Source organism: Elioraea thermophila (ex Habib et al. 2022), assembly GCF_003336755.1.
Classification (GTDB): domain Bacteria; phylum Pseudomonadota; class Alphaproteobacteria; order Acetobacterales; family Acetobacteraceae; genus Elioraea; species Elioraea thermophila.
The window spans coordinates 680,225-706,838 of the sequence record NZ_QMDI01000002.1 but is presented as its reverse complement, the minus strand read 5'-3'; the positions used below and the strand labels follow the sequence as shown (position 1 = coordinate 706,838).

The 26,614-nt window shown below is 70.8% G+C and carries 23 protein-coding genes; 8 read left to right on the top strand and 15 right to left on the bottom strand.

What is annotated here, in order from left to right; translation table 11 throughout:
* The first annotated feature begins 96 nt into the window (after positions 1–96).
* The gene (locus DWB05_RS05190) at positions 97–1,239 is read left to right on the top strand and encodes an MFS transporter (RefSeq protein WP_114375683.1); all 1,143 of its coding nucleotides are present in this window, start codon (positions 97–99) and stop codon (positions 1,237–1,239) included.
* On the opposite strand, the gene DWB05_RS05185 is transcribed toward DWB05_RS05190, so the two are convergent.
* From DWB05_RS05185 to DWB05_RS05145, 9 genes are all read right to left on the bottom strand, one after another.
* Positions 1,214–1,918, bottom strand: a complete 705-nt coding sequence (locus DWB05_RS05185; protein WP_114375681.1) for an ABC transporter ATP-binding protein — start codon at positions 1,916–1,918, stop codon at positions 1,214–1,216. The two genes, DWB05_RS05190 and DWB05_RS05185, sit on opposite strands and share 26 nt — an antisense overlap.
* 6 nt (positions 1,919–1,924) lie before the next feature.
* Positions 1,925–2,695 carry an ABC transporter ATP-binding protein gene (locus tag DWB05_RS05180; RefSeq protein ID WP_456298221.1) on the bottom strand — a complete coding sequence of 257 codons (771 nt, stop codon included), beginning with the start codon at positions 2,693–2,695 and terminating at the stop codon, positions 1,925–1,927.
* The gene (locus DWB05_RS05175; RefSeq protein WP_114375677.1) at positions 2,692–4,554 is read right to left on the bottom strand and encodes an ABC transporter permease; all 1,863 of its coding nucleotides are present in this window, start codon (positions 4,552–4,554) and stop codon (positions 2,692–2,694) included. The genes DWB05_RS05180 and DWB05_RS05175 overlap by 4 nt, the downstream gene beginning before the upstream one ends.
* A gap of 73 nt (positions 4,555–4,627) precedes the next feature.
* Entirely contained in the window at positions 4,628–5,839 is a 1,212-nt protein-coding gene (locus DWB05_RS05170) for an ABC transporter substrate-binding protein (RefSeq protein ID WP_114375675.1), read from the bottom strand.
* Between the two features lie 37 nt (positions 5,840–5,876).
* Positions 5,877–6,464, bottom strand: a complete 588-nt coding sequence (locus tag DWB05_RS05165; protein ID WP_232818391.1) for an amino acid synthesis family protein — start codon at positions 6,462–6,464, stop codon at positions 5,877–5,879.
* Between the two features lie 10 nt (positions 6,465–6,474).
* Complete coding sequence (locus DWB05_RS05160; protein ID WP_114375673.1) at positions 6,475–7,338, bottom strand: UPF0280 family protein; 864 nt, start codon at positions 7,336–7,338, stop codon at positions 6,475–6,477.
* Positions 7,335–8,837, bottom strand: a complete 1,503-nt coding sequence (locus DWB05_RS05155; protein WP_114375670.1) for a 6-hydroxynicotinate reductase — start codon at positions 8,835–8,837, stop codon at positions 7,335–7,337. Before DWB05_RS05155 ends, DWB05_RS05160 begins: the two co-directional genes overlap by 4 nt.
* Positions 8,837–11,578 carry a molybdopterin-dependent oxidoreductase gene (locus DWB05_RS05150; RefSeq protein WP_114375668.1) on the bottom strand — a complete coding sequence of 914 codons (2,742 nt, stop codon included), beginning with the start codon at positions 11,576–11,578 and terminating at the stop codon, positions 8,837–8,839. The genes DWB05_RS05155 and DWB05_RS05150 overlap by 1 nt, the downstream gene beginning before the upstream one ends.
* Positions 11,578–12,402 (bottom strand): FAD binding domain-containing protein, encoded by an 825-nt coding sequence (locus DWB05_RS05145; protein WP_114375666.1) that lies wholly within the window; start codon positions 12,400–12,402, stop codon positions 11,578–11,580. Before DWB05_RS05145 ends, DWB05_RS05150 begins: the two co-directional genes overlap by 1 nt.
* A gap of 204 nt (positions 12,403–12,606) precedes the next feature.
* Between DWB05_RS05145 and mmsB the strand changes: the two genes are divergently transcribed.
* Positions 12,607–13,494: a 3-hydroxyisobutyrate dehydrogenase gene (gene mmsB / locus DWB05_RS05140; RefSeq protein WP_114375664.1), complete on the top strand. Its 888-nt coding sequence runs from the start codon at positions 12,607–12,609 to the stop codon at positions 13,492–13,494.
* A 59-nt stretch (positions 13,495–13,553) separates the two neighbouring features.
* Here mmsB and DWB05_RS05135 read toward each other — a convergent pair whose 3' ends face one another.
* From DWB05_RS05135 to moaA, 5 genes are all read right to left on the bottom strand, one after another.
* Positions 13,554–13,814, bottom strand: coding sequence for a YMGG-like glycine zipper-containing protein (locus tag DWB05_RS05135; protein WP_232818390.1), 261 nt, complete (start codon positions 13,812–13,814; stop codon positions 13,554–13,556).
* Between the two features lie 5 nt (positions 13,815–13,819).
* Positions 13,820–14,248, bottom strand: coding sequence for a Rap1a/Tai family immunity protein (locus tag DWB05_RS05130; RefSeq protein WP_114375662.1), 429 nt, complete (start codon positions 14,246–14,248; stop codon positions 13,820–13,822).
* A gap of 133 nt (positions 14,249–14,381) precedes the next feature.
* Complete coding sequence (locus DWB05_RS05125; protein WP_114375660.1) at positions 14,382–15,149, bottom strand: NAD kinase; 768 nt, start codon at positions 15,147–15,149, stop codon at positions 14,382–14,384.
* Positions 15,146–15,979 (bottom strand): carbon-nitrogen hydrolase family protein, encoded by an 834-nt coding sequence (locus DWB05_RS05120; protein ID WP_114375658.1) that lies wholly within the window; start codon positions 15,977–15,979, stop codon positions 15,146–15,148. Before DWB05_RS05120 ends, DWB05_RS05125 begins: the two co-directional genes overlap by 4 nt.
* 41 nt (positions 15,980–16,020) lie before the next feature.
* Positions 16,021–17,010: a GTP 3',8-cyclase MoaA gene (moaA, locus tag DWB05_RS05115; RefSeq protein ID WP_114375656.1), complete on the bottom strand. Its 990-nt coding sequence runs from the start codon at positions 17,008–17,010 to the stop codon at positions 16,021–16,023.
* A 284-nt stretch (positions 17,011–17,294) separates the two neighbouring features.
* Here moaA and DWB05_RS05110 point away from each other — a divergent pair, with 284 nt between their 5' ends.
* The 6 genes from DWB05_RS05110 (at position 17,295) to DWB05_RS05085 (ending at position 23,441) form a co-directional block, all read left to right on the top strand.
* Complete coding sequence (locus DWB05_RS05110) at positions 17,295–17,933, top strand: histidine phosphotransferase family protein (RefSeq protein ID WP_114375654.1); 639 nt, start codon at positions 17,295–17,297, stop codon at positions 17,931–17,933.
* Between the two features lie 71 nt (positions 17,934–18,004).
* Positions 18,005–20,635 carry a hybrid sensor histidine kinase/response regulator gene (locus DWB05_RS05105; RefSeq protein WP_114375652.1) on the top strand — a complete coding sequence of 877 codons (2,631 nt, stop codon included), beginning with the start codon at positions 18,005–18,007 and terminating at the stop codon, positions 20,633–20,635.
* 1 nt (position 20,636) lies between these two features.
* Positions 20,637–21,128 carry a chemotaxis protein CheW gene (locus tag DWB05_RS05100; RefSeq protein ID WP_114375649.1) on the top strand — a complete coding sequence of 164 codons (492 nt, stop codon included), beginning with the start codon at positions 20,637–20,639 and terminating at the stop codon, positions 21,126–21,128.
* 26 nt (positions 21,129–21,154) lie between these two features.
* Positions 21,155–21,520 carry a response regulator gene (locus DWB05_RS05095; RefSeq protein ID WP_114375647.1) on the top strand — a complete coding sequence of 122 codons (366 nt, stop codon included), beginning with the start codon at positions 21,155–21,157 and terminating at the stop codon, positions 21,518–21,520.
* On the top strand, positions 21,517–22,635 hold the full coding sequence (locus DWB05_RS05090; RefSeq protein WP_114375645.1) for a protein-glutamate methylesterase/protein-glutamine glutaminase: 1,119 nt from the start codon (positions 21,517–21,519) through the stop codon (positions 22,633–22,635). The genes DWB05_RS05095 and DWB05_RS05090 overlap by 4 nt, the downstream gene beginning before the upstream one ends.
* Positions 22,632–23,441, top strand: a complete 810-nt coding sequence (locus tag DWB05_RS05085; RefSeq protein ID WP_114375642.1) for a CheR family methyltransferase — start codon at positions 22,632–22,634, stop codon at positions 23,439–23,441. Before DWB05_RS05090 ends, DWB05_RS05085 begins: the two co-directional genes overlap by 4 nt.
* 265 nt (positions 23,442–23,706) lie before the next feature.
* Here the strand turns inward: DWB05_RS05085 and gcvP are convergent, their stop codons facing one another.
* Complete coding sequence (gene gcvP, locus DWB05_RS05080; RefSeq protein WP_114375640.1) at positions 23,707–26,613, bottom strand: aminomethyl-transferring glycine dehydrogenase; 2,907 nt, start codon at positions 26,611–26,613, stop codon at positions 23,707–23,709.
* Position 26,614 lies beyond the last annotated feature (1 nt).

The following is a 26,614-nucleotide window of genomic DNA, read 5'->3' as shown; positions in this document are numbered from 1 at the left end:
GGGACAATCGCGGAGGGGGCAGGGCTGGCCAAGGCAAAGCCGCGTGAAAGGCCGGCCCCGCTTGTCGCACCGGGCTTGGCCCCGGATGCTCGCGCCATGCGCGCCGAGCCACGGGTCGCCCTCTTCTACGCCGCGATTTTCGCCGCCCCCGGCGTGACGCTGCCCTTCCTGCCCCTCTTCCTCGAGGCCCGCGGCTTCACCGCCCGGACGCTCGGTTTCGTGATGGGGGCGTCGCAACTCGCCCGCCTGGTCGCCGCACCCCTTGGTGGCGCGGGAGCCGACGCCTTGGGGGACCGTCGCCTCGCCGCGGCGCTGTCCTGTCTCGCCGGCGCGGTCGCTTTTGCCGCCATGCTGCCGGAGCTGGGGCGGACCGTGCTGGCGTTGGCGGTGATCGCGGCGTCGGCCGCCTTGGGGCCCCTGTTTCCGCTGGCGGATGCCGTCGCCCTCGGCGTCGCCGCGCGCGAGGGAGCCGATTTCGGGCGGATGCGCGCGGCGGGCTCGCTCTCCTTCCTGCTCGCCACGCTGGCCGGCGGCCTCGTGCTGGAGCGGACGGGGGCGGAGGCGGTGCCGTGGCTCGCGCTCGCCGGCACGGCGACGGCGTTCGCCTCGGCGCTGGCCTTGCCGGACCTCGGCTTGTCGCAGGCGCGCGGCTTCGGCGGCGTGTGGGCCGTGCTGCGGCTGCGGTCCTTCCTGCTGTTGCTCGTCGTCTCGGGGCTGATCCAGGGCAGCCACGCCCTCTACTACGTCTTCTCCGCCATCGACTGGGCGGCGGCGGGACTGTCCGCGACGGTGATCGCGCTCCTTTGGGTCGAGGCGGTGGCGGCGGAGATCCTGCTGCTGACGTTCGGGCGGCGGATCGTCGCGCGCCTTGGCCCGATCGGGCTGCTCGCCGCCGGCGGGGCGGGGGCGGTGCTGCGCTGGGCGCTGACGGCGACGACCGCCGACGGGCTCGCGCTTGCGCTCATCCAGCCGCTGCATGCGGCGACCTTCGCCATGACCATGCTGGGGGCGGCCGGGCTGATCGCGCGGCTCGTGCCGGCGGAGCGGGGGGCGACGGCGCAGGCGCTGCACGCCTCGCTCGGCCCTGGTCTCGCCACCGCCCTGCTCACCCCGGTCGCCGGCGCGCTCTATGGCCGCTTCGGCCGCCCCTCGTACCTCGCGATGGGCCTGGCCTCGGCCCTCGCGCTCGCTTTCCTGCCGGCGCTCGCCGCGTTCAGACGGAAAGATACTGCGCCTTGACCTCGGGGGCGGCGTCGAGGTCGGCGAAGCTGCCCTGCCAGCGAATGACGCCCTTCTCGATGATGGCGGCGCGATCCGCCACACGGGCGGCGAAGTGCAGGTTCTGTTCCGACAGCAGGACCGTCACTCCGGCCCGCTTCACTGCCGCGATCGCCTCCGCCATCTGCTCGACGATCACCGGCGCGAGCCCCTCCGACGGCTCGTCCAGGAGCAGGAGCGTGGGGTTGCCCATCAGCGTGCGTGCGATGGTCAGCATCTGCTGTTCGCCGCCGCTCATCCGTCCGCCCGGGCGGTCCTTCATCCGCGCGAGATTGGGAAAGAGCGCGAACAGGCGTTCCGGCGTCCATGGCTCGCGCCCGTCGGGCGGCGGACGGCGGCCCACTTCGAGGTTCTCCATCACGGTGAGGTCGGTGAAGATCCGCCTCTCCTCCGGCACGTAGCCGATGCCGAGACGGGCGATCAGGTGCGGCGCGAGGCCCGCGATCTCGCGCCCGGCGAAGCGGATCGAGGAGCCGGGAGCGGGGCGGACGAGGCCGATGATCGACTTCAGCGTGGTCGACTTGCCCGCCCCGTTGCGCCCGAGGAGGACGAGCACCTCGCCGCGCGCGACCGTAAGCGCAAGGTCGCGCAGGATGTGGGCGCGGCCGTAGAAGGCGTTCAGGTGTGCGATCTCCAGCATGCGCGATCAGTGCCCGCCCGAGGTCGTGCCGGAGCCGAGATAGACCTCGCGCACCGCCGGATCGGCGCGCACGGCGGCCGCGTCGCCTTCCGCGATCAGCCGGCCGCGGTTCATCACCAGGATGCGGTCGGCGTGGCCGAACACCACGTCCATGTCGTGTTCGGTGAACAGGCAGGCGATGCCGCGCTCGCGCACCAGGCGTCGTGTGAGCTCCATCAAGGCGATGCGTTCGGCCGGCGCCATGCCGGCGGTCGGTTCGTCCATCAGGAGGAGCTTCGGAGCGTTGGCGAGCGCGATCGCGAGTTCCACGCGCTTGAGGTCGCCATAGGCGAGCACGCCGCAGGGGCGATCGGCCTGTTCGCGCATGCCGACCTGGTCGAGCAAGGCCTCCGCCTCGGCGACGAAGGCGTGGCGTGCGGCGCGCCAGAACCGCCAGATCCGGCGATGGTGGGAAAGAAGCGCCACTTGCACGTTCTCGCGCACCGTCATCGAGGCGAAGGTGGCGGTGATCTGAAAGGTGCGCCCGACGCCGAGCCGCCAGATCGCACGCGGCGGCAGCCCGGCGAGGGAACGGCCCTCGAGCAGGATCTCGCCGGCATCGGCCCGGAGCTGACCGTTGAGCAGATTGAAGCAGGTCGACTTGCCCGCCCCGTTCGGCCCGATCAGGGCGAGCATCTCGCCCGCGCGCAACGAAAGCGAGACCTGATCGACGGCGACGACGCCGCCGAAACGCTTGACGAGGCCGCGCGCCTCGAGGACGGGAGCGATGCTGCTCACGAGGCGGCTCCGAACCGGGCCTCCCAACGCCTCTGCACGAAGCCCGCGATGCCTTCCGGGAAGGCGAGCACGAGGGCGACGATGGCGAGCCCCAACGCGGCGCGCCACCATTCGACCCACTGCAGCAAGGTGAGGAACAGGCCGTGGAAGGCGACTGCGCCGACGATCGGCCCCGAGACGGTCTGCACGCCGCCCAGGAGAACCATGAGCAAGGCATCGACCGATTTCGGAATCGAAATGTAAGTCGGGAACACGCTGCCCTTGGCGTAGGCGTAGACGCCGCCCGCGATGCCGGCGGCGACGGCGGCGAGGACGAAAGCGACGAGGCGCAACCGCGCGGCATCGAGGCCGATCGCCTCGGCGCGGAGTTCGGAGTCGCGCGCGGCCCTGAGCGCGTAGCCGAAGGGGGCGTAGATCGCGCGGCGCAGGAGCAAGGTGGCGCCCAGGCAGAGCACGAGCGCGAGCCACAGGAACAGCGCCTTGTCGCGCGCCCAAGGGGAGGGCCAGACGCCGAGGATGCCGTTGTCGCCGCCGGTGAGTTCCACCCACTGGAAGGCCGCCGCCCAGACGATCTGCGCGAAAGCAAGCGTGAGCATGGCAAGGTAAACGCCCGAGAGGCGGACGACGAACCAGCCGAACACGACGCCGAACAGACCGGCGAGCAGGGGGGCGAGCACGAGCCCCGCCTCCATCGGCACGGCAAGGAAACGAACGCCCAAGGCGGCCCCATAGGCGCCGAGGCCGAAATAGGCGGCATGGCCGAAGCTCACCACGCCGCCGGGGCCCATCAGCAGATGGAGGCTCGCCGCGAACAGGATGAACACGACGAGCTCGATCAGCACCGTCAGCGCATAGGGCCCGGCATAGAGGGGGGCAGCGGCGGCGAGGGCGAGCGCGATCGCGCCCGCGATCTTCAGCACGCCCGGTGCGGCACGGATGACGGGGGCGACGGAGCCGGTCGGTGCCCGCGCATGCGCCTGCGGGCGGCCGAGCAGGCCGTAGGGGCGAACCATCAGCACCGCCGCCATGACCAGGAAGACGAGGACGAGGGTGGCTTTCGGGACCAGCACGATGCCGAAGGCCTGCACCTCGGCGATCAGCAGCGAGGCGAGGAAGGCGCCCGGCACGCTGCCCATGCCGCCGACCACGACGACGACGAAGGCCTCGGCGATGATGGCGAGATCCATCTGCAGGTTGGCGTTCTGCGAGGGCAGTACGATCGCCCCGCCAAGGCCTGCGAGAGCGGAGCCGAGGAAGAACACGCCGGTGAAGAGGGCGCGCTGATCCACGCCGAGGGCGGCGACCATCTCGCGGTCCTGGGTCGCGGCCCGCACCAGGATGCCGAAGCGCGTGCGCTGGAAGAGCAGCCAAAGAAGGCCGAGCACGACCGGGCCGACGAAGATCAGGATCAGGTCGTAGAGCGGGAAGCGTTCGCCGGCGACCTCGACGAAGGCACGCAGCCAGCGCGGCCGCGGCAGCGGCAAATCCTCGGGACCCCAGAGGGCGAGGGTGACGTCCTGGACGATCAGCACCACGCCGAAGGTGGCGAGGAGCTGGAAGAGTTCCGGCGCGCGATAGATGCGGCGGAGCAGGATCATTTCGACCAGCGCGCCGATCGCGCCGACCGCGAGGGCGGCGAGCAGAAGCCCCGAGACGAACAGCCATGGCTCGCGCCCGCCCCATTCCCACAAGGCACGCACGATGGTCCAGGCGAGATAGGCGCCCAGCATGTAGAACGAGCCGTGCGCGAAGTTCACCACCCGCGTCACGCCGAAGATCACCGTCAGCCCCGAGGCGATCAGGAACAGGGCGGAGGCGTTGGCGAGCCCGGTGAGGAACTGGACGAGCAGGAAGTCCACGCGCGCGACCCCGTAGGTGGGCCGAAGCCGAACGCCTCGGCCCCGGAACGGAAACGGTGGCTTGGGGTGAGGGTCAGGTGGTCTGCGGGCGCATCCGGCGCACCTCGTCGTCGGGCGGCAGGTAGTTCGCCCCGTCGGCGTAGCGCCAGTCCACCATCGTGCCGCGTCCGCCGCGCAGCGCGGTCTTGCCGACGAAGGCACCGAGCGTGGACTGGTGGTCGATGGCGCGGAAGATGCAGCGCCCGAACGGCGACTGGAAGGGCAGGCCGCGCATCGCCTCGACCAAGCGCTCCGTGTCGAGCGAGCCCGCGCGCTTGATCGCCTCGGCGATGGCGGTGATGGTGTCGTAGCCGACCACGCTGCCGAGACGGGGGTAGTCGTTGAAGCGTTGCTGGTAGGCGCTGCGGAAGGCCGCGTGTTCAGGCGTGTTCACCTGGTCCCACGGATAGCCGGTGACGATCCAGCCCTCCGGGGTCTCGTCGCCGAGCGGGTCGAGATACTCGGGCTCGCCCGTGAGCAGGCTCACCACCGTGCGGCGCTCGAACAGGCCGCGCGTGTTGCCCTGGCGGACGAAGTTGGTGAGATCGGCGCCGAAGGTGACGTTGTAAATCGCATCCGGGCGTGCCTGGGCAAGCGCGGTGACGGTGGCACCGGCATCGATGCGCCCAAGCGCAGGCCACTGTTCGGCGACGAACTCGACGTCGGGGCGGCGGGCGGAGAGGAGCTGCTTGAACCACTTCACCGCCGACTGGCCGTATTCGTAGTTCGGTGCCACCGTCACCCAGCGCCGGGCGGGCAGTTTCGCCGCCTCCTCCACCAGCATGGCCGCCTGCATGTAGGTGGATGGACGGAGGCGGAAGGTGTAGCGGTTGCCCTTCTCCCACACGAGCGCGTCGGTCAGCGGCTCGGCGGCGACGAACAGGCGTCGCCGCTGCAGCGCGAAGTCGGAAACGGCGAGGCCGATATGGGAGAAGAACGTTCCGGCGAGGAGATCGACCCGTTCGGCGTCGAGGAGTTCGCCGGCGAGGCGCACCGCGTCCTGCGGCCGCCCCGCATCGTCCCGCCAGATCACCTCGAGCGGGCGACCGAGCACGCCGCCCGCCGCGTTGATCTGCTCGACGCGGAGCTGCCAGCCGTTGCGATAGGGGATCGTGAAGGCGGGCAGGGTGGTGTAGGAGTTGATCTCGCCGATGCGGATCGGCTGCGTGCCTTGCGCTCGGATCAAACCGGGTGCGGCGAGCGTGCCGGCGGCGGCGAGGAACAGGCGTCGCGTCGTCTTGGCCATCGTCGGGGCCTCCTTTCCCAGTCGCGTGTGGTCCACTCTAGCGCAAGCCGTCGCGCCCTTCGATCTGATCCACCGTGAGCCCGCCGACGCGCGGCAAGGGCCGACCGCTATCGGTCAGCACCAGGGCGACCAGAATCTCGTCGCGCCGCGGCGCGTGCGGCAGGCGCACCTCCATGGCGTCGAAATGGCTGCGCACATAGGCGGCATCCTTGTGGCCGAGGGGGACGTCGATCGCAGTGCCGATGCCGCCGCGCTTCTTCGCCGACGGAATGAGCGCCGGCCCCTTCTCCAGCACGGCGCGGACGGGCGCGCCGAACTTCGGATGCAGGATGGCGGCGGCGTGCTCGAGCTCGCCGTCCTCGCCGACGATCGCCGCCTTGCCGAAGGAGTGCACGGTACCGCCGGGAATGCCGAGGGCGGCGACCGCGCGTTCCGCGAGCAGCCGGCCCAGCATCGCCCCCACCTCGATCAGCTCCGAGAGGTCCTCGACGAAGCGGCCCGCAAAGGGGTTGCCGATCACCGCCACCGCCGCCGCCTTGCGGGTGGGCGGGTGGATCGCCCGGTCGGCCTCCCGGTGCGTCTCCTCGAGGATCACCGTCAGCGTGCGGATCAGCGGGTCGGACACGAGCACCTCCTCAGGCGGCGAGGGCGAGCGGGGCAGGGCCGACGACGCGACGTTCGCCGCGCAGGAACAGGATGGCGGCGGCGATCAGGCCGCGCGCGCGAAAGCGTTCCGCCTCGGTCACACCGCGGTCGAGCGCGGCGGCGATCTCATCGCCGGTGAGCGGGCCGAGGCCGACGGTGACCGCGCGCGAGCCGAGATCGCTGTCCGGGTCGAGATCGCAGGCGGGCACGCGACGGACCGCCGGGTGGCCTGGAAGATCGACCGCGTTGGCGATGAGCGTGGCGGCCACATCGGCGGTGGCGGCATCGCGCGCAAGCACCGTCACCGCGTCGGCAATGCCCAAGGAGAAGGAGCGACCGCCCGAGCCCTTGGTGGCGCGCCCCGAGGTGGCGATGCCGCCGATCCGGTCCTCGGCGCGGATGGCGGCGACGGCATCGAGCCCCGGTGCGGTAAGGTCGGCGACGATGCCGCAGCGGAACGACTGGGCGGGGTCGAGATGGAGCGCGATGTCGCCGCCGTCGTTGACGTAGGCGCGCGCGAGGGGAGCGGCGGCGCGCATCGCGGCGAGCAGATGGTCGGCGACCGCGCCGGCCACCGCCGCCATCGGCGTGACGAAGGCGGCGGTGGCGAAGGGGAGTGCCGCCTCGTGCATCCGTTGCGCCACCGGGCCTCCGGGACGCGGCGCCGGCAGCGGACGGCGGAGCAAGGAAAGTTCCGCGCACAACGCCTCGAGCAGGCCATGGAATGCGTCGCACGCAGCCCGATACGCGGCGCGCACGGCCTCCACCTCGCCCCAGGCACGGGCGATGACGTCGATCGGCCCGTGCTGCAGGTGAAGCCGCCCGCCTGGCAGCGTGGTCGCCACCGCGCTCATCGCAGCGCAGGCTCCAGCGGCCAGGGGTTGGCCTCGTTCCAGGCGATCGTCGTCGCCCGGCTCTCATCGCGCAAGGTGCCGAGCGGGCGGATGCGATCGACGTGCCCGCCCATCGCGCGGTAGTCCTCGAGCGGCAGGGTGAACTCGATCGGCGCGACCAGGGCCGGAGTCGGGACGGAACCGAAACTGTTGTCCGGCATCGCCAGCACGTCCGCCATGTAGGTGATGCCGCCGCCCGGCCAGAGATAGACGGGGGCTCCGCCGGCGGTGACCCGGGTGAGGCCGCGGCGCACGCTGCGGGTCAGGCGGATCGGGTTCTCCGTCACGCCTGCGCGCAGCGACCCGCCCGCGCCGGCCATGAACAGGATGGAGACGAGGGCGGGTTCGCAGTTCTCGCCGATGCGCGCGACGACACGCGCGACCGCTTCGGGCATCGGTGCGGGTCGCGGTGTCAGGGCCTCGTCCAGCACGTAGAACGCGGCGTGCTCGCCGGTGGTGGACACCATCAGCAGGCGAAGCCCCGGCCAGGCGATGCGCGGGTCGATGCGCTCGATGATCTCGAGCGGATCCTCCACATCCGTGCCGCCCCAGCCGCGCCCGGGGTTCGCCACCTGGAAGTAGCGCCCCGGCGTCGAGCGTCGGCCGCGCACACGAATGCCTGCCGGCCGCATGTCGAGGAAGCGCCCCGCCTGGTGCTCCGTCAGCACGCCGGTGATGTGGTCGTCGACCACGATCACCTCGTCGACATGGCCGAACCATTGGCGCGCGAACATGCCGATGGCGGCCGACCCGCAGCCCACCCGCATGCGCTCCTCGCGCACGCCGTCGATGATCGGCGCCGCCCCGGCCTGCAGCACGACGCGCGCGCCGCCGTCGATCGTCACCTCGACAGCCTGCTTGTTGGCGAGCGCGAGCAGGGTCTCGCAGGTGACCTGACCTTCCTTCTTCGACCCGCCCGTCAGGTGCCGTACGCCGCCCAAGGAGAGCATCTGCGACCCGTATTCCGCCGTGGTGACGTGGCCAATTTGCTCGCCGTCCACGCGCACCGGCGCGCATTCGGGGCCGAGGAAGCGGTCGGTGTCGATCTTCACCTTCAGCCCGCAGTAGCTGAAGATCCCCTCGGTCACCACCGTCACCATCTCCACGCCCTCGACTTCGGAGGAGACGATGAAGGGCGCGGGCTTGTAGTCGGGGTAGGTGGTGCCGGCGCCGATGCCGGTGACGAAGGCGGTGGCGCCGGAGAGGATGGAGCCGTCCCAGTCGGCGCCGAGGAAGGGGATCATGCCGTCCTTGCCGGCGCGCGCGGCGATGACGAGCGGGTCGAGCCGCGCAAGCCGCCCCGCGACGTTGCCGTAGCGGTCGCAGGCGCCGGTTCGCCCGGGCCGGATGCGACAGAGCACGGGGCAGGCGTCGCAGACGACGATGCCGGCGTCGCGGTCCTTCACGTGCGACAGCGCCTCGGCGTCGGGCGTGTCCGTCGATTGCTGCGTCTCGGTCATCATCGGGTGGCGAGGATGGCGGCGCGAAGCCGATCGGGGGTGGCGGGAACGCGCGTGACGCGCACGCCCGTCGCGTGGTCGATCGCGCCGAGGATGGCGGGCGCGGTGGCGATCAGGGCGGGTTCGCCCACGCCCTTCGCGCCGAAGGGGCCGAGCGGTTCGGCGTCCTCGATCAGGATCACCTCGATCGGGGGCACGTCGCCGATGGTCGGGATCAGGTAGTCGTGCAGGTTGTCGTTGCGACCGGGGAGGTACTCCTCCATCAGAGCGAGCCCGATGCCCTGCGCGATGCCGCCGTGGATCTGCCCCTCGACCAGGGTGGGGTTGATGGCGCGGCCGACATCGTGCGCGGCGACCATGCGCAGAACGCGGGTGGTGCCGAGCTCGCGATCGACCTCGACGAGGGCGATCTGCGCGCCGAAGGCGTAGGTCGCGTAAGGGACACCCCTTCCGTCGGCATCGAGGGCGGTGGTCGGCGGGTCGAAGCGCCCGAAGCCCACAAGCACGTCGCCGTTCGCGTCCCGTTCGAGGCGGGAGAGGTCGGGTCGGAGCGTGCGATCGCCGTCGTGGATCTCGACCCCGCCGGGGACGGGAACGATGCGGGCGTCCGGCCCCGCGTTGGCGAGCGCGAGGATCTGGCGGCGCAGGTCGAGTGCCGCGAGCCGTGCGGCGTTGCCGGAGACGAAGGTCTGCCGCGAGGCCGAGGTCTTGCCGGCGTCGCGCGTGCGCGCGGTGTCGCCGGCGACGAGCCGGATCGCGTGGGGAGCAACACCGAGCGCCTCGGCCGAGATCTGCACCATCACCGTGTTCGAGCCCTGGCCGATGTCGACCGCACCCGAATAGAGCGTGATCGTTCCGTCCGCCGCGAGCCCGATCGTCATCTCGGAGGGGTTCGACATCGCGGTGTTGCCGATGCCGTACCACATGCAGGCGATGCCGACACCGCGGCGGAACGGCCCGCTTGAAGAACGATTGAACGCGTCCGCTTCGGCACGCAGCGCCTGCCAGCGGGGGCGCAACGCTTCGAGACAGGCGACGAGGCCGACCGAATGGTCGAGCACCTGGCCGGTGGCGGTGGCGTCGCCGCGGCGCAACGCATTGCGCAGGCGGAACTCGAGGCGATCCATGCCGAGGCGGTCGGCGAGCGCGTCCATCAGCGCCTCGTGCGCGATCGCCGCCTGCGGCACGCCGAAGCCGCGAAAGGCGCCGGCCGGGGTGTCGGTGGTGTGGATGGCGGCGGTGGTGGCGCGCACGTTCGGTATCCGATACGGCCCCATCGCGTGCACCGGTACGCGCGAGGCCACCGTCGGGCCCCAGGAGGCGTAGGCGCCGGTGTTGAAGTCGCCGTGGAAGCGCACGGCGAGAAGCCGCCCCTCCTCGTCGCAACCGGCTTCGGCGACGATGCGGGCGGGGTGCCGCTTCGTCGTGGTGCGCATGCTCTCGGGGCGGGTGTAGACGCAGCGCACGGGCCGGCCTGTGCGCCAAGCGGCGATCGCGATCATCGGCTGCAGCGAGAGGTCGAGCTTGCCGCCGAAGCCTCCCCCCACCGCGGTCGGCACGATGCGCACGCGCTCGGGCGGAATGCCGAGGATGAGCGCGATCTCGTCGCGATCCATGTAGGGCGTCTGGGTACAGGCGACGATCTCGATCCCGTCGCCGATCCGCTCGGCGTAGCCGGCTTCGGGTTCGATGTAGGCATGCTCGACGAAGCCGGTTTCGATCGCGACCGCGGCGCGGTGGGGGGCGGTGGCGAGGGCGGCATCGACGTCGCCGCAGGCGATGCGGCCGCGACAGAGCACGTTGGCGGGCGCGTGCGGGTGGAGGTCAGGGGTCGAACCGGCGAGCGCGTCGTCGAACGAAACGGGCGGGAGGGGCTCCCAGGCGATGGGCACCTCCTCGTCGCGGATGGCGGCGATGGTTTCGGCATCGCCGACCAGGGCGCAGACCGGCTCGCCCAGCATGCGCACGTAGCCCTCGGCGAACACCGGCTGGTCCTTGCCGGTGGGGTAGATGCCGAACCGGTTCGCGCCCGGCACGTCCGCCGCGGTCAGGATGGCGACGAGGCCTGGGTGACGGCGGCGGAAGGCGTCGAGGTCGCCGAAGCGAAACCGTGCGTGCGGGTAGGGGCTGCGCACGGCGCGCAAGGTGAGCCAGGCGCGTTCGGGAAGCCAATCGGCACCGAAACGATCCTCTCCCGTCACCTTGGCGACACCGTCGACGCGCGCGAGACGGGCGCCGACCCCGCCTCCAACAAGGGGCTCCGCCTCGGCACCGCCGCGCGCCGCCTCCAGCACCGCGGCCACGATCTTGCGGTAGCCGGTGCAACGGCAAAGCACGCCGCCGAGCGCGTCCAGCACCTCGGCCTCGGACGGCGAGGGCACGCGCCGCAGCAGGTCCGCCGCCGCCATCAGCATGCCCGGCGTGCAGATGCCGCACTGGGCGGCGCCGTGGCGGAGGAAGGCGGCCTGCAGGGCATGCAGGCGGCCGTCGCGCGCAAGCCCCTCGACGGTCTCGACCGCACGGCCGACGACCTGAGCGACCGGAACAAGGCAGGCGCAGACCTGCGCCCCGTCGACCAGCACGGTGCAGGCGCCGCAGTCGCCGGCGTCGCAGCCGACCTTGGTGCCCTTCAGCCCGAGCACGTCGCGCAGAACCTCGGACAGCCGCATGGCGGGCGGGGCGATCGCCTCGACGTCGCGGCCGTTGACGAAGAACCGGTGCGGCAGGGCGGGCGAGCGCATCAGGCGAGGTCCGCGATGGCGCGACGGACGAGGGCAAGGGCGGCGTCGCGCCGATAGGCGGCGGTGGCGCGCACGTCGTCGATCGGTGCCAAGGGAGCGAGGTCCTCCTCACGCACGAGCGAAGGGTCGGGGCGGCGCCCGATCAGGCGCGCCTCGAGCGAGGGCAGGCGCTGCGCCACTTCGCTCGCCGCCCCGACCGCGATCCGCGCCGACGCGACGGTGCCGTCGGCGGCGAACTCGGCGACGGCGGCGACCATGACGATGGAGATCACCAGGTAGCGCCGGGCGCCGAGCTTGCGGAACGTCCCGCGCGCGGGACGATCGGGGCGGGGAACGTGCACCGCGACCAGCAGTTCGTCTTCGCGCCGCGCGGTGCGGCGATTGCCGAGCACGAACGCGGCGACGGGGAGGCGCCGGCTGCCGGTGGGTGACGCGAGTTCCACCGTCGCGTCGAGGGTAAGCCAGTTCGGCACGCCGTCGGCGGCAGGGCTCGCGTTGCAGAGGTTGCCGCCGATCGTGCCCCGGTTCTGGATCTGCGTCCCACCCACCTCGCGCGCGGCCGCCTTCAGCCCGTCGAACAGGGGCGGGAGGTCGGCGGCGAGCACGTCACGCCACGTCGCGAGCGCGCCGAACCGCCAGCCGCCGTCCGTCACCCCGATGCCGCGCAGCTCCGCGAGGGCGGAGATGTCGAGCAACGTGTCGTCGATCGCACGCCCCACTCGGGCCGGGTACAGATCGGTGCCCCCGGCCAGGACCGTCGCGCCCCCCGTGCAAAGCGCCGCGACCGCCTCACCAAGCGTGGCAGGACGAAGATATCCCGACACCGAGCCCCCACCTTCTGGCCCTCCCGGGACCGGAATGGCCAGCCAATTTGTTTGTGTGCGAACGATGGCGCGAGGGCCGGGCCGGCGTCAAGCCCGTTCGCGCCCCCCTTACCTGCCGCTTCGGTCTTTCTGCCGGCCTTGACGGCGGGGGAGGGGCTGCCGAGAAGGGCGAGCGAAGGAAACGAGGGACAACGACGGCAGGTCATGGCGCGCATCGGCTTCATAGGCCTCGGCAACATGGGCGCCCCGATGGCGCGCAACCTGCTGCGGGCCGGCCATGCCGTGCGCGTGTTCGATGTGTTTCCGGAACGCATCGGCCGGCTCGTGGCGGAGGGCGCGGAGGCCGCCGACAGTCCGGCCGAGGCCGTCGCCGAGGCCGAGTTCGCCATCACCATGCTGCCCTCCGGGCGTGAGGTGCGCGCGGTCTATGGCGGCCCAGGTGGGCTGATCGAGACCGCAGTGCCCGGTACGCTGCTGATCGACTGCTCGACGATCGACGTCGCCACCGCGCGCGAGATGGCCGCTCTCGCGCGCGAGGCGGGGCTCGGCATGATCGACGCGCCGGTCTCCGGTGGGGTCGGCGGGGCCGAGGCCGCGACCCTCACCTTCATGGTCGGCGGCCCCGAGGAGGAGGTGGAGCGCGCGCGCCCCATCCTCTCCGCCATGGGCAAGGCGGTGGTGCGCGCGGGCGAGGCGGGGGCGGGTCAGGCGGCGAAGATCTGCAACAACATGATCCTCGGCATCTCGATGATCGCGGTGTGCGAGGCCTTCGTGCTCGCCGAACGCTTCGGCCTCGACCACCAGGCGCTGTTCGACATCGCCGCGAAGTCCTCCGGCCAGTGCTGGAGCCTCACCAGCTACTGCCCCGTGCCCGGGCCGGTGCCGTCGAGCCCCGCGAACCGCGACTACGCCCCCGGCTTCACTGCCCAGATGATGCTGAAGGATCTCGATCTCGCGGCCTCGGCGGCGGAGGCCACCGGCGCGCGCGTCGAGCTCGGCGCGCACGCAGCGGAGCTCTATCGCCGTTTCGTGGCGAGTGGCGGGGCGAGCACCGATTTCTCGGGGATCATCCGGATGATCCGGGGGGAGTGAAGAGAGTACGTGCCCAAGCGGCGAGGACTGGCCTCACCGCCCGCCGGGCCTCGCTCGCATCACGGATTGCTCTGCCGGCCGCGCCGCTCCGCCGCCTCCACCTCACGCCGGTGGTAATCGTAGAGCAGGCCACCCGCGGTGCCGACACCGGCGCCGATCAGCGCTCCCCACCCGAAATTGCCGGACATCGAGCCGATCAACCCGCCGGCCGCCGCTCCGGTGGCGGCGCCAACGCCGGCGCGCGTCAGGGTGGGGTCGGCGTTCTGGCAGCCGGCAAGCAGCAGGGCAAGACCGGCGGCGAGGGCAACACGCTTCATCATCGCGATCACCTCCTCTGGGCAGAGGGTTGACCAGGGGGCTGGGGCGGACACGGATAAGCGGAGACGAGGAAGGCGAAGATCCCTTCCACCGCCGGGCCGGCAAGACGTGCCGGGTTGGCCTCCGCCCAAGCGAGAAAGTCCTCCCGCACCTTCGGTTCCGAGACGTTCTGCGGGATGCAGAACAGCGGGCGCGCGTTGCGCGGCGTGACGGCGCGGAAGTGGTCGAGCGCACCGCGCCCGTAGCCGTGGCAGAAGCCCATCGCCTCGAGATAGTGCGGGTGGGTGGCGGGAGCGCGGCAGATCGCGACCAAGTCGGCGAGCGAGCGGAGCTGGAACATGCCGGGCTCGATCTCGCCCTGAGGCTGGCGCGGCTGTGCCGTTGCGATGCCGCCCGCGCCCATGGCGAGCGCGAGGGCAAGAACCGGTAACCGCATGCGCGTCCTCCATCGATAATCTGCCGTGGACGCTAGCCCATCGCTCTGGCGCATGCCACCTCGCACGCAACGACGGCGTGTGCCGACCGTTCGTCCGCCGACGCCTCCGTCCTACCGGCCGGGGCTTCGCCTCTCACACGGTGAACTGCTCGGCGATGATGCGTTCGCTGAGCGAATGATCGGGATCGAACAGCATCGTCAACGAGACGGAACGATCCTCCGCCACCGTCACCCGCGCCACGTCGCGCACCTCCGTGTAGTCGGCGACCGCCGCGACGGGACGCTTGTCGGGCTCCAGCACCTCGAAGGTGACGACGGAGGTGGAGGGCAGGAGCGCGCCGCGCCAGCGACGCGGGCGGAAGGCGGAGATCGGGGTGAGGGGGAGAAGGTTGGCGGAGAGCGGCACGATCGGCCCATGGGCGGAGAGGTTGTAGGCGGTGGAGCCGGCCGGGGTGGAAACCAGCACGCCGTCGCAGATCAGCTCCTCCAGTCGCACGCGGCCATCGACCAGGATGCGGATCTTCGCCGCCTGGCGCTGTTCGCGCAAAAGGCTCACCTCGTTGATGGCGAGCGCCTCCGCCACCCCGCCCCGCACCGTTTCGGCATGCATACGCAAGGGGTGCAACACGGCGGCCTGGGCATGCGCGATGCGTTCCGGCAGACCCTCCTCGCGGTAGTCGTTCATCAGGAAGCCGACCGAACCGCGGTTCATGCCGTAGATCGGGCGATTGCGCCCGAGGAAACGGTGCTGCGTTTCGAGCATGAACCCATCGCCGCCGAGGGCGACGATCGCGTCCGCCGTCTCGGGGTCGCAATCGCCGTACAGCGCGACGAGGCGATCGCGTGCGGCTTTCGCCGCCTCGGTGTCGGCGGCGAGGAAGGCAAGGCGTGGGGCGGTCACGCGAGCACGCGATGGTCCATCAGCGGCATGTCGCGCCGCACCCGCGCCGTCAGGCGATGATCGAGCCGCGCGGTGGCCCAGCCCTCGCCGTCGGACGCCTTGGCGACGACGTGGCCCCAGGGGTCGGCGATCAGGCTGTGCCCGTAGGTGAAGCGTGGTTCTCCCCGCTCCTCGTGCCGGCCCCAGGTGGCGGCGGCGGCGAGCCAGCACTGCGTCTCGATCGCACGCGCGCGGATCAGCACTTCCCAATGGTCCTTCCCGGTCTGCAACGTGAAGGCGGCCGGCACCACGATCAGCTCCGCCCCGGCGCGGCGGAGCGCGAGATAGAGTTCCGGAAAGCGGAGATCGTAGCAGATGGTGCAGCCGACGGTGGTGTCGCCCGCGCGGTAGGTGACGATGTCCGCGCCACGGCCGAAAGTGGCGCTTTCGCGATAGCCGGTGCCGTCGGGAGCGACGATGTCGAACAGATGGATCTTGCGGTAGCGGGCGCGTTCCTCGCCGTCGGGACCGAACACGACCGTGGTGTTGTACAGGCGATCCCCGCCATCCTCGGCGATGGAGCCGCCGTGCAGCACGAGGCGGTGGCGTCGCGCAAGGTCGCGCAGCAAGGTGTACGCTTCGCCACCGCGGTTCGCCCCGCCCGGTTCGGGCAGGCGTTCGGCGGCGGCGCGTTTCGTGTCGCGGTCGCCGCCCAAGCAGGTCCACATCTCGGGCAGGACCACGAGGTCGGGGCGATCCTCCGCGGCGGCAGCGGAGACGAGCCGCTCCGCGGCGGCGAGATTGGCCGCCTTGTCGGCCGAAGGGTTCATCTGCACGACGGTGACGCGCATCGATGGCTCGCCGGCCCGACCCGGCTTCGCCCGCGCCGGGCTCAGCCCCCCGTGAGGCTCATGTGGCGGGCGACGGCGGGTCGGTTGCGCCGACGATCGATGACGAAGTCGTGGCCGCGCGGCTTGCGGCCGATCGCCTCCAGGATCGCGGCCTCCAGCACCGCGTCGTCGCGCGAGGCCCGCAGCGGCGTGCGCAGATCGGCGGCATCGTCCTGACCGAGGCACATGTACAGCGTGCCCGTGCAGGTGAGACGGACGCGATTGCAGCTCTCGCAGAAATTGTGCGTCATCGGGGTGATGAAGCCGAGGCGACGTCCGGTCTCCTTCACCACGACGTAACGGGCAGGGCCGCCCGTGCGGTAGTCCGTGTCCACCAGGGTCCAGGTGCGGGCGAGGCGGGCACGCACGAGGGAGAGGGGCAGATACTGGTCTGTCCGATCCTGGTCGATCTCCCCCATCGGCATGGTTTCGATCAGGCAGAGGTCGAACCCGTGCTCGCCGCACCAGGCGATCAGGCGGTCGAACTCGTCCTCGTTCGTGCCCTTCAGCGCCACCGCGTTGATCTTGATCGCGAGGCCGGCCGCCTTGGCGGCGAAAATCCCCTCGAGCGTCTTCTCGAGCTTGCCCCAGCGCGTGATGGCGGCGAAGCGGTCGGGGTCGAGGGTATCGAGGCTGACATTGATCCGTCGCACGCCGGCGGCAAACAGCTCCTCCGCATAACGCGCGAGTTGCGTGCCGTTGGTGGTGAGGGTGAGTTCGGCGAGCCCGCCCGGTCCGATGCGGGCGCCAAGGGCGCGCACGAGGCTCATCACGTTGCGCCGGACGAGAGGCTCGCCCCCCGTCAGCCGGATCTTGCGCACGCCGAGGCGGATGAAGGCGCTCGCCACACGCTCGAGCTCCTCCAGGGTGAGCAGGTCTGCCTTGGGGAGGAAGGTCATCTCCTCCGCCATGCAGTAGACGCAGCGCAGATCGCAGCGGTCGGTGACGGAGATCCTGAGATAGGTGATCTCGCGGCCGAACGGATCGCGCATCCTCTCCCCCCAAACGCGGTGTTTCTTGGCGGGAAGATAGGGGGAGCGGTGTCCGGTGTCCAATGCAGCGGCGGCTTCGGCCCTGGACAGCGTCCGCGAGGCCGGGAAAATGCTGCGATCGCATCGTCCAGTCCCGCCGGCCCCTGCCTCGGCCGGCTCCGCCGGCGGTCGCGCCGAGGCGGTCGATCGAGGGAACGAACGGTTCGGATGAGCAACCCCTGGGCGGATGCCGCGCCGACGCGCGGGTGGCGGAGTGAGGGCGCTGCCGGCGCCATCGTCCGGCGGTGAGCGGCGAAGCGGCAGCCGCCTGCCTCGCGCTGGCCGAGGCCTTGGCGTCGCGGATGGCGCATGACGCCAGTGGATCGTTGCAAGCCCTGGTTGCTGCGGTCGAGCTTCTCTCCGCCGAGGATGAGGCGGTGCGGGCCGAGGCGAGCAGCTTGGCGGCCGAGGCGGTGCAGCGGCTGCGCGCGCGCATCGGCCTGCTGCGCGCTGCCTGGGGCCGGCCGAGCGCGCCGCTGAGCCTTGAGGCGATCGTGCAACTCGTCTCGGAGGGGGTGGGACCGCCGGCGGTCACGATCGATTTCGGCCGGCTTGAGCCCGGGCCGTGGGCGGTCGAGGGCTACGATCGCGTGCTCCTGAACGCGCTGCTGGTGGCGGCGGAAAGCCTGCCGCGCGGGGGCGGCGTGCTCTGCGCCGGCACCACCCAGGGTGAGATCGCACTCGCCATCCTCGGCGAGGGCGCCGCTTGGCTGCCCGGGCTCGCTGCCGTCGCGGCCGGCGAAGATCCGCTCGGTCTGGTGGAGCCGCGGCGACTTGCCGTGTGCATGCTCGCCCTCGTCGCCCGCCGGCATGGGGTGGCGTTGTCCCTCCTGTTGGGGGGCAGCCTGCCCCTGCTTCTGCTCCGGCCCGCCGCGCCCGGCTGAGGCGGGCATGATTTACCGTTTCTTCGATCTCCTCGCGCCACTCTCCCGCTGCCGAAGCACGGAGTGGCGTGATGGACGATCTGCTCGCCGAGTTCCTGACCGAAACGGCCGAGAGCCTGGCTGAATTGGATACGGCCCTGATCCGGCTGGAGCGCCAGCCGGACGATGGCGCGACGCTGTCGCAGATTTTCCGTCTCGTCCACACCATCAAAGGCACGTGCGGCTTTCTTGGCCTGACCAGGCTCGAGCGGGTGGCCCATGCGGCGGAGAACGTGCTCGGCCGTTTCCGCGACGGCGCGCTCGCCCCCACCCCGGCGGCGATCACGGTCGTGCTCGCCGCCATCGACCGCATCAAGGTCATTCTCGCCGGGCTTGAGGCGACCGAGTCGGAGCCGGCCGGGGACGACTCCGCACTGATCGCCGATTTGAACGCCGTGATGGAGGGGCGCCTGCCGGGCGGCGTCGAGGACAGCGGGCAGCCGGCGGAGACTTCGCCGGTTTCCGACATCGCCCCCGCACGGCAGGAGCCCTCGGCGGCAGCGCCAAGCGAGCCCGCGGATGAAGCCGGCGCGGCCGTCGCCGAGGTCGCCGCCGCAGCCGGATCATCATCCGCGAGCGCGGAGACGACGGCGCCGGCCGAAGTTTCCGTCGCCGCGCAGACCATCCGCGTTTCGGTCGAGGTGCTGGAGCACCTCATGACGCTGGTGTCGGAGCTGGTGCTGGCGCGGAATCAGCTGCTCCAGCTCGCCCGCACGCAGGAGAACAGCCCCTTCGCGGTGCCGCTGCAGAGGCTGTCGCACATCACCTCCGATCTGCAGGAAGGGGTGATGAAGACGCGCATGCAACCGATCGGCAACGCCTGGAACAAGCTGCCCCGGCTCGTGCGCGACCTCGCCCGTGAGACGGGCAAGAAGATCGAGCTCGTCATGCTCGGCGCCGACACCGAACTCGACCGTCAGGTGCTCGAATTCATCAAGGATCCGCTCACCCACATGGTGCGCAACTCGGCCGACCATGGGCTGGAGAAGCCCGAGGAGCGGAGGGCCGCGGGCAAACCGGAAACCGGGCGGATCACGCTGAACGCCTACCACGAGGGCGGTCACATCATCATCGAGGTGAGCGACGATGGGCGCGGGCTGAACACCAAGCGCATCGCCGAGAAGGCGATCGCGCTCGGGCTTGCCACCGAGGCGGAGATCGCAGGGCTCTCGGAACAGGCTATCCAGCAGTTCATCTTCCGCCCGGGCTTCTCCACCGCCGCTCAAGTCACGGCCGTCTCCGGCCGCGGAGTCGGCATGGATGTGGTGAAGACCAACATCGAGAAGATCGGCGGCACCATCGACCTGCGCAGCCGCGCGGGCCTCGGCACGACGATCACCATCAAGATCCCGCTCACGCTCGCCATCGTCTCCGCCCTCATCGTGGAGGCGGCCGGCGAGCGCTTCGCCATTCCGCAAATCAGCGTGGTCGAGCTGGTGCGTGCGGGTGGCACCTCGGAGACGCGGATCGAGCGGATCGACCGCACCCCGGTGCTTCGCCTGCGCGATCGGCTGCTGCCGCTCGTCCGCCTGTCCACCCTCCTCCATCTGGAGGGCGAGCCGCAGAGCCTCGACTCGGAAGCCTTCGTCGTGGTCACGAAGGTTGGCACGCAGAGCTTCGGCCTGATCGTCGATCGCGTCTTCGATACCGAGGAGATCGTGGTCAAGCCCGTCGCGCCGATCCTGCGCGACATCACGCTCTTCTCCGGCAACACCATTCTCGGCGACGGCAGCGTGATCATGATCCTCGATCCGAACGGCATCGCGCGCGCCGTCGGGCTGGCGGCGTCCGGCGGGGCCGAGCGCGCGACGATGACGGACCTGCAGGCGGCGGGATCGGAAGAGGGCAGCAAGACCACCCTGCTTCTCTTCCGCGCGGGTGGCACCGAGCAGAAGGCGGTGCCGCTCGGGCTGGTCGCGCGGCTCGAGGAAATCGAAACCGACCGTATCGAGCGGGCAGGTGGCCGCATGCTCGTGCAGTACCGCGGTCAGCTGATGCCGCTCGTCGCCCTCGGCGACGGTCTGGAGACGGCGGGAGCGGAGCGGCGGCCGGTGCTCGTGTTCAGCGATCGCGGCCGCAGCGTCGGGCTCGTCGTCGATGAGATCCTCGATGTGGTGGAGGACCGCATTGACGTGCAGCTCGTGTGCGATCGGCCGGGCATCGTCGGCAGCGCGGTGATCGCGGGCCGGGCGACGGAAGTGATCGACACCGCGCATTGGTTGCGCTGCGCCTTCGACGACTGGTTTCACCTCGACGCAAACCGCGGCTCCGACCGTCGTGCCCGCCTTCTCGTCGTCGACGACAGCGCCTTCTTCCGCCAGATGGTGGCGCCCGTGCTGACCGCCGCCGGCTACGAAGTGACGGCGGTCGACACGGCCGAGGCGGCGCTGAAGCTGCGCGATCAAGGGCGGGTCTTCGACGCCATCATCTCCGACATCGAGATGCCCGGGCTCGACGGCTTCGCGTTCGCCCGCGCCATCCGGTCCGGACCGGCCTGGTCCGACCTGCCGCTGATCGCGCTTACCGGCCGGGTCTCCGAAGCCGACATGGCCCGCGGCCGCGAAGCCGGGTTCACCGACTATATCGCCAAGTTCGATCGCGACGCCTTGGTTGCCGGGATCGGCCAGGCGCTCGCGGCACGCGAGGTTGTGGAGGCCAACTGACATGGCGACCGCTGAGCTCGAGAGGCAGGGGACGTCGGCCGGTGTGACGCCGTCGCGCGGCACTGGGGCGGATCAGGCGCGTGACGTCTTCGTCACCCTGACGGTGGGCGGACAGCTCTGCGGCATCCCGGTCCTCGTCGTCCGCGACGTGCTCGGGCCCCAGCTGATCACCCGCATTCCGCTCGCACCGCGGGAGGTCGCGGGCAGTCTGAATCTGCGTGGTCGCATCGTCACCGCGATCGACCTGCGCACGCGGCTCGGGCTCGAGCGGGCCGATCCACGGCGGGCGATGAGCGTGGTCGTCGAACACCAAGGCGAGCTCTACAGCCTGCTGGTCGACCAGGTCGGCGAAGTTCTGCACCTCGATCCCGAACTGCGGGAGGAGAATCCGCCGACCCTGGATGCGACCTGGCGCGGCCTGTCGAAGGGCGTGTTCCGCCTGTCCGGCCAACTCGTCGTCGTCCTGGACGTGGCCGCGATCCTCGCGATCTGACCGGCGAGGTTTGGACAGAGGCGACCATGAAAACCGTTCTCGTGGTGGATGACAGTCGGATCGTGCGCAAGGTGGCCCGACGGATTCTCGAGGGGCTGGGCTTCGCCGTCGATGAGGCGGAGAACGGTGCTGAGGCTCTTGCCGCTTGCCGGAGCCGGCTCCCAGACGGGATCCTACTGGATTGGAACATGCCGGTGATGAACGGCATCGAATTCCTGCATGCACTCCGTTCGGAATTCGGCCTCGGCGAACCGCGCGTCGTGTTCTGCACGACGGAAAGCGAATTGGACGCGATCCAGCGCGCGATCGAAGGGGGTGCCAACGAATACATCATGAAGCCGTTTGACGCCGAGATCATCGAATCGAAGTTCCAGCAGGTCGGTCTGCTGTGACACCTTACCCCGCACAGCGCCTTCCGGCGTCGCACGAGACGTCGCGGAGCCGCGTTCTCGTCTGCGACGACAGCGCGGTGATCCGCGGTCTTCTGGTGCGCCTGCTGGAGACCGACCCCTCGATCCAGGTCGTGGGCACGGCGGCGAATGGCCGCGAAGTGATCGCCGCGCAGGCGAGGTTCCGCCCGGACGTCATCGTGCTCGATATCGAGATGCCGGTGATGGACGGCCTCACCGCCCTGCCCGAGCTCCTGAAGGCGGATCCCAATGTTCAGGTCGTCATGGCCTCGACGCTGACGACGCGAGGCGCCGAAGTGACGCTGCGCGCCCTGCAACTCGGTGCGGCAGACTACGTGCCGAAGCCGACGGCGGTCGCCGGCATCGCCTCCGCCGAGGAGTTCCGGCGGGAGCTGCTCAACAAGGTGAAGGCGCTGGGGAGCGCCGCGCGGCGACGGTCGCTCAGGGGCCGATCCGTGCCGGCGCCGACCTTCGCGCCGCCGCCGCGCCTGGCTCCGGCACCGGCCGGGCGGCCGGAAATCCTCGCCATCGGCGCCTCGACGGGCGGACCGCAGGCCTTGTTCCGCCTCGTGCGCGATCTCGGTCCAACCTTTGGGCTGCCGGTGGTGATCACCCAGCACATGCCGCCCGCCTTCCTGTCCATTCTGGCCGATCACATCACCAAACTGGGTGCGCTTCCCTGCCGGGAGGCGCACGACGGAGAACGCATCGAACGCGGAAGGATCTACCTCGCGCCGGGGGATCGGCATCTGCTGGTGAAGGGAGATCGCTCCGCGCCGGTGATCGCCCTGTCGAATGCGCCGCCGGAGAACTTCTGTCGCCCGGCGGTGGATCCGATGTTCCGCTCCGTTGCCGAGGTCTACGGCGGGCGGGTTCTGGCCGTCGTCCTGACCGGCATGGGCCACGACGGTCTCGCTGGGGCGCGCGAAATCGTCGCCCGCGGCGGCACCGTGCTCGCGCAGGACGAGGCGAGCTCGGTCGTCTGGGGCATGCCGGGCGCCGTGGCCCAGGCAGCACTCGCGGCGGCAGTGCTGCCGCTCGACCGCATGGCCCAGAAGATCCTCAGCATCTCTTCCGGCGCGGGAGGGGCGTCGTGAACGCCGCGTCGTTCAGCGCTCTTGCCGAGTTCCTGCACGCCCGCTCCGGCATCGTGCTGACGCCGGACAAGGCCTATTTGGTCGAGACCAGACTCGCCCCCCTGATGCGTCGGGAGGGTTGCGCCGATCTCGGTGCGCTCGTCGCCAAGGTGAAGGCCGCGCTGTCCGGCCCGATCGCGGACGAGGTCGTCGAGCTGATGACGACCAACGAGACGCTGTTCTTCCGCGACGGCAAGCCATTCGAACATCTTCGCCAGCAGGTGCTGCCCAAGCTCGCCGCCGCGCGCGGTCCACGCGGCGTGATCCGCGTCTGGTCGGCCGCCTGCAGCACCGGTCAGGAGGCCTTCTCGGTCGCGATGACGGCGCTCGAGATCGCGCCGGCTCTCGCGGGCTGCCGGGTCGAAATTCTCGGCACCGACCTCTCGCGCGAGGTGCTTCGCCGGGCGGAGACAGGCCGCTTCTCCCAGTTCGAGGTGCAGCGCGGCCTGCCCATCACCATGCTGACGAAATATTTCCGCAAGGACGGGAGCGAATGGGTGGTGAAGGACGAGGTCCGCGCGCTGGTCTCGTTCCGAGAGTGGAACCTGCTCAGGCCGCCTCAGCCGCTCGGCCGTTTCGATGTCGTGCTGCTGCGCAACGTCCTGATCTACTTCGACCAGCCGACCAAGACGCGGGTGCTGGAGAACGTCGCGTCGGTCCTGGCCAAGGATGGCGTGCTCTATCTCGGCGGGGCCGAGACGGTGCTCGGCATCAGCAGCCGTTTCGCGCCGCTGGACGGCGCGCGGTCTGCCTACGCCCTCGTCTGATCGGTCTGGCTCGAATCATCGCGCGGGCCGACATCGCAAACACGCAGGTCGGCGGGCGACCCGGCCGAGTGGCGCAAACCTTCTGCAGCGACGCGCGGTGCTGTCCGATCGCGCGGTGACGTGACGGCCCCGTCTCGCGGAGGCGGACGCGCCGGCGGGGCCGCGACGACCACGCCCGAGAACCGTAACGACGCTTGCATCATGACCCGTTTGGGCCGCACTGACGCCCTCGCTCAATCACGCAGGCGACCGGCGCCCCTCTCCCTCACTCCGCGGCGCGCGCGTACACCTCGACGCTGTCACAGGTGCAGTGCAGGTTGCGATCCCCGAACACGTTGTCGACCCGCTTCACGGGGGGCCAGTACTTTGCGGCCGCCACCCAGGGCAGTGGCATCACCGCCTGGCGTCGGGAATACGGGTGCGTCCACGTTTCGGCCGCGATTTCGTCGGCGGTGTGCGGTGCATTCTTCAGCGGGTTGTCGTCGCGCGGCCACTGCCCCTTCTCGATCGCGGCGATCTCGGCGCGGATCGCCAGCATCGCCTCGCAGAAGCGATCGAGCTCCGCCTTCGACTCGCTCTCCGTGGGCTCGATCATCAGCGTCCCGGCCACTGGCCAGGACATGGTGGGGGCGTGGAAACCGTAGTCCTGCAGGCGCTTGGCGATGTCCTCCACCGTCACGCCGGCCGAGGCCTGAAAGTGCCGGCAGTCGATGATGCACTCGTGCGCCACCAGCCCGCCTGCGCCGACGTACAGCACCGGGTAGGCGTCGCGCAGCCGGTGCGCGACGTAGTTGGCGTTGAGGATGGCGATCTCGGATGCGCGCTTGAGGCCCCGCCGGCCCATGAGCGCGATGTAGGCGTAGGAGATGGGCAGGATGCCGGCGCTGCCCCACGGTGCGGCGGCAACGGGCCCTGGGCCGGTCGCCGGTCCCGCCTCGGCCACCAGCGGATGGTTGGGGAGGAACGGTGCCAAGTGAGAGGCGACCGCGATCGGACCGACTCCAGGGCCGCCGCCGCCGTGCGGGATGCAGAACGTCTTGTGCAGGTTCAGGTGGCAGACATCGGCGCCGACCGCGGCGGGACTGGTCAGGCCCACCTGTGCGTTCATGTTCGCACCGTCCATGTACACTTGTCCGCCCGCCGCGTGCACGATGGCGCAGATCTCCCGCACCGCCTCCTCGAACACGCCGTGCGTGGAGGGGTAGGTGATCATCAGGCAGGCGAGCCGGTCGCGATGCGCGTCGACCTTCGCGCGCAGATCCGCCACATCGACATTGCCGTCCCGATCGCACCCAACGGGAACGACGCGCATCCCCGCCATCACGGCGGAGGCAGGGTTCGTCCCGTGCGCCGAGGTCGGGATCAGGCAGATGTCGCGATGGCCCTCGCCCCGGCTCTCGTGCCAGGCGCGGATGGCGAGCAGGCCGGCGTACTCGCCCGCGCTGCCCGCGTTCGGCTGCAGGCTGACGGCGGCAAACCCCGTGATCGCGGCGAGCCAAGTCTCGAGCCGCTTGATGAGCGTGCGATAGCCCACCGCCTGGTCGGCCGGCGCGAAGGGATGGATGTTGGCGAAGCCCGGCCAGGTGATGGGGATCATCTCGGCCGTCGCGTTCAGTTTCATCGTGCAGGAGCCGAGCGGGATCATCGAGCGATTCAGCGCGACGTCCTTGTCCTCGAGCCGCTTGAGATAGCGCAGCATCTCGTGTTCGGAACGATACGCGTTGAACACGTGCTGGCGCAGGAAGGGCGAGGAGCGGAGGAGGGCGGGGGGGATGCTGTCGTCAGCTGCGGCCAGTTTCATCGACCGACCCGCCGCCGCGCCGATCGCCTCGGCAAGCCGCGCGAGCTCGGCCTCGGTCACCGTCTCGTCGAGCGCGATGGCGACCCCCGTGGCGTCGATGCGGCGCAGGTTGAACCCGCGCGCGAGCGCCTCGGCCACCAGCGCGTCCGCCTTCGGGCCCGCCTCGATCGCGATGGTGTCGAAGAAATGCGGATGGCGCAGAGCGAAGCCCGCGCGCCGTGCCGCCTCGCCGAGCAGGCGGGCGGCGAGGTTGCAGCGGCGCGCGATGCGCGCGAGCCCCTCCGGCCCGTGCCAGACGGCGTACATCGCCGCGATCACCGCGAGCAGCACCTGGGCGGTGCAGATGTTGGAGGTCGCCTTCTCGCGCCGGATGTGCTGTTCGCGCGTCTGCAGGGCGAGGCGCAGGGCCGGCCGGCCGGCGGCATCCTGGCTTACCCCGACGAGGCGGCCCGGCATCAGCCGCTTGTGCGCATCGCGCGTGGCGAAGAAGGCGGCGTGCGGCCCGCCATAGCCGAACGGCACGCCGAAGCGCTGCGCCGAACCCACCACCACGTCGGCGCCCATCTCGCCCGGTGGCTTGAGCAGGGCAAGCGACAGCAGGTCGGCGGCGACGACAGCGAGCGCGCCAGCGCGGTGCGCAGCGGCGATTTCGGGGGCGAGATCGCGGATCGCCCCCGTCGTGCCGGGATACTGCAGCACGACCGCGAACGGCGCGGCACGCTCGATCGCCGCCACGTCACCTGCCGTGACCTCGACCACCGTGATGCCGAGCGGGCGGGCCCGCGTGGCGAGCACGGCGCGGGTCTGCGGATGGAGGTCGGAGGCGACGGCGAGCACGGTCGAGGGAGCCACGCGCTTCTGTCCGCGGTGCGCGGCAAGCGCGAGCGCCATCGCCTCCGCCGCCGCCGTCGCCTCGTCGAGCAGCGAGGCGTTGGCGATGTCCATCGCCGTCAGTTCCGTCACCATGGTCTGGAAGTTGAGCAGGGCCTCCAGACGGCCTTGCGCGATCTCCGCCTGGTACGGCGTGTAGGCCGTGTACCAACCGGGGTTCTCGAGCACGTTGCGCAGGATGACGGGTGGCGTGTGCGTGCCGTGGTAGCCGAGTCCGATCAGGCTCTTGATATCGGGCCGATTCTGCGCGGCGAGTGCGGCGAGATCGGCAAGCACGCCCGCCTCGTCCGCGGGCTCCGGCAGCCCCTCGCCGAGTTCCGCCCGGATGGCGCGCGGCACGGCGCGCTCGATCAGTGCCTCCAGGCTCGGCAAGCCCAGTTCGGCGAGCATGGCCGCGATCTCGCCCTCATCGGGCCCGATGTGGCGTGAGGCGAACGAACCGGCAGCGCAAAGGTCGCGGAAGTCCTCGAGTGCGTTCATC

Excerpts from the sequence above, each read along its gene's own strand:
- DWB05_RS05190 (WP_114375683.1), top strand. The coding sequence starts at position 97 with ATGCGCGCCGAGCCACGGGTCGCCCTCTTCTACGCCGCGATTTTCGCC.
- DWB05_RS05185 (WP_114375681.1), bottom strand. The coding sequence starts at position 1,918 with ATGCTGGAGATCGCACACCTGAACGCCTTCTACGGCCGCGCCCACATC.
- DWB05_RS05170 (WP_114375675.1), bottom strand. The coding sequence starts at position 5,839 with ATGGCCAAGACGACGCGACGCCTGTTCCTCGCCGCCGCCGGCACGCTC.
- DWB05_RS05160 (WP_114375673.1), bottom strand. The coding sequence starts at position 7,338 with ATGAGCGCGGTGGCGACCACGCTGCCAGGCGGGCGGCTTCACCTGCAG.
- DWB05_RS05155 (WP_114375670.1), bottom strand. The coding sequence starts at position 8,837 with ATGACCGAGACGCAGCAATCGACGGACACGCCCGACGCCGAGGCGCTG.
- DWB05_RS05150 (WP_114375668.1), bottom strand. The coding sequence starts at position 11,578 with ATGCGCTCGCCCGCCCTGCCGCACCGGTTCTTCGTCAACGGCCGCGAC.
- mmsB (WP_114375664.1), top strand. The coding sequence starts at position 12,607 with ATGGCGCGCATCGGCTTCATAGGCCTCGGCAACATGGGCGCCCCGATG.
- DWB05_RS05135 (WP_232818390.1), bottom strand. The coding sequence starts at position 13,814 with ATGATGAAGCGTGTTGCCCTCGCCGCCGGTCTTGCCCTGCTGCTTGCC.
- DWB05_RS05130 (WP_114375662.1), bottom strand. The coding sequence starts at position 14,248 with ATGCGGTTACCGGTTCTTGCCCTCGCGCTCGCCATGGGCGCGGGCGGC.
- DWB05_RS05120 (WP_114375658.1), bottom strand. The coding sequence starts at position 15,979 with ATGCGCGTCACCGTCGTGCAGATGAACCCTTCGGCCGACAAGGCGGCC.
- moaA (WP_114375656.1), bottom strand. The coding sequence starts at position 17,010 with ATGCGCGATCCGTTCGGCCGCGAGATCACCTATCTCAGGATCTCCGTC.
- DWB05_RS05105 (WP_114375652.1), top strand. The coding sequence starts at position 18,005 with ATGGACGATCTGCTCGCCGAGTTCCTGACCGAAACGGCCGAGAGCCTG.
- DWB05_RS05100 (WP_114375649.1), top strand. The coding sequence starts at position 20,637 with ATGGCGACCGCTGAGCTCGAGAGGCAGGGGACGTCGGCCGGTGTGACG.
- DWB05_RS05095 (WP_114375647.1), top strand. The coding sequence starts at position 21,155 with ATGAAAACCGTTCTCGTGGTGGATGACAGTCGGATCGTGCGCAAGGTG.
- gcvP (WP_114375640.1), bottom strand. The coding sequence starts at position 26,613 with ATGAACGCACTCGAGGACTTCCGCGACCTTTGCGCTGCCGGTTCGTTC.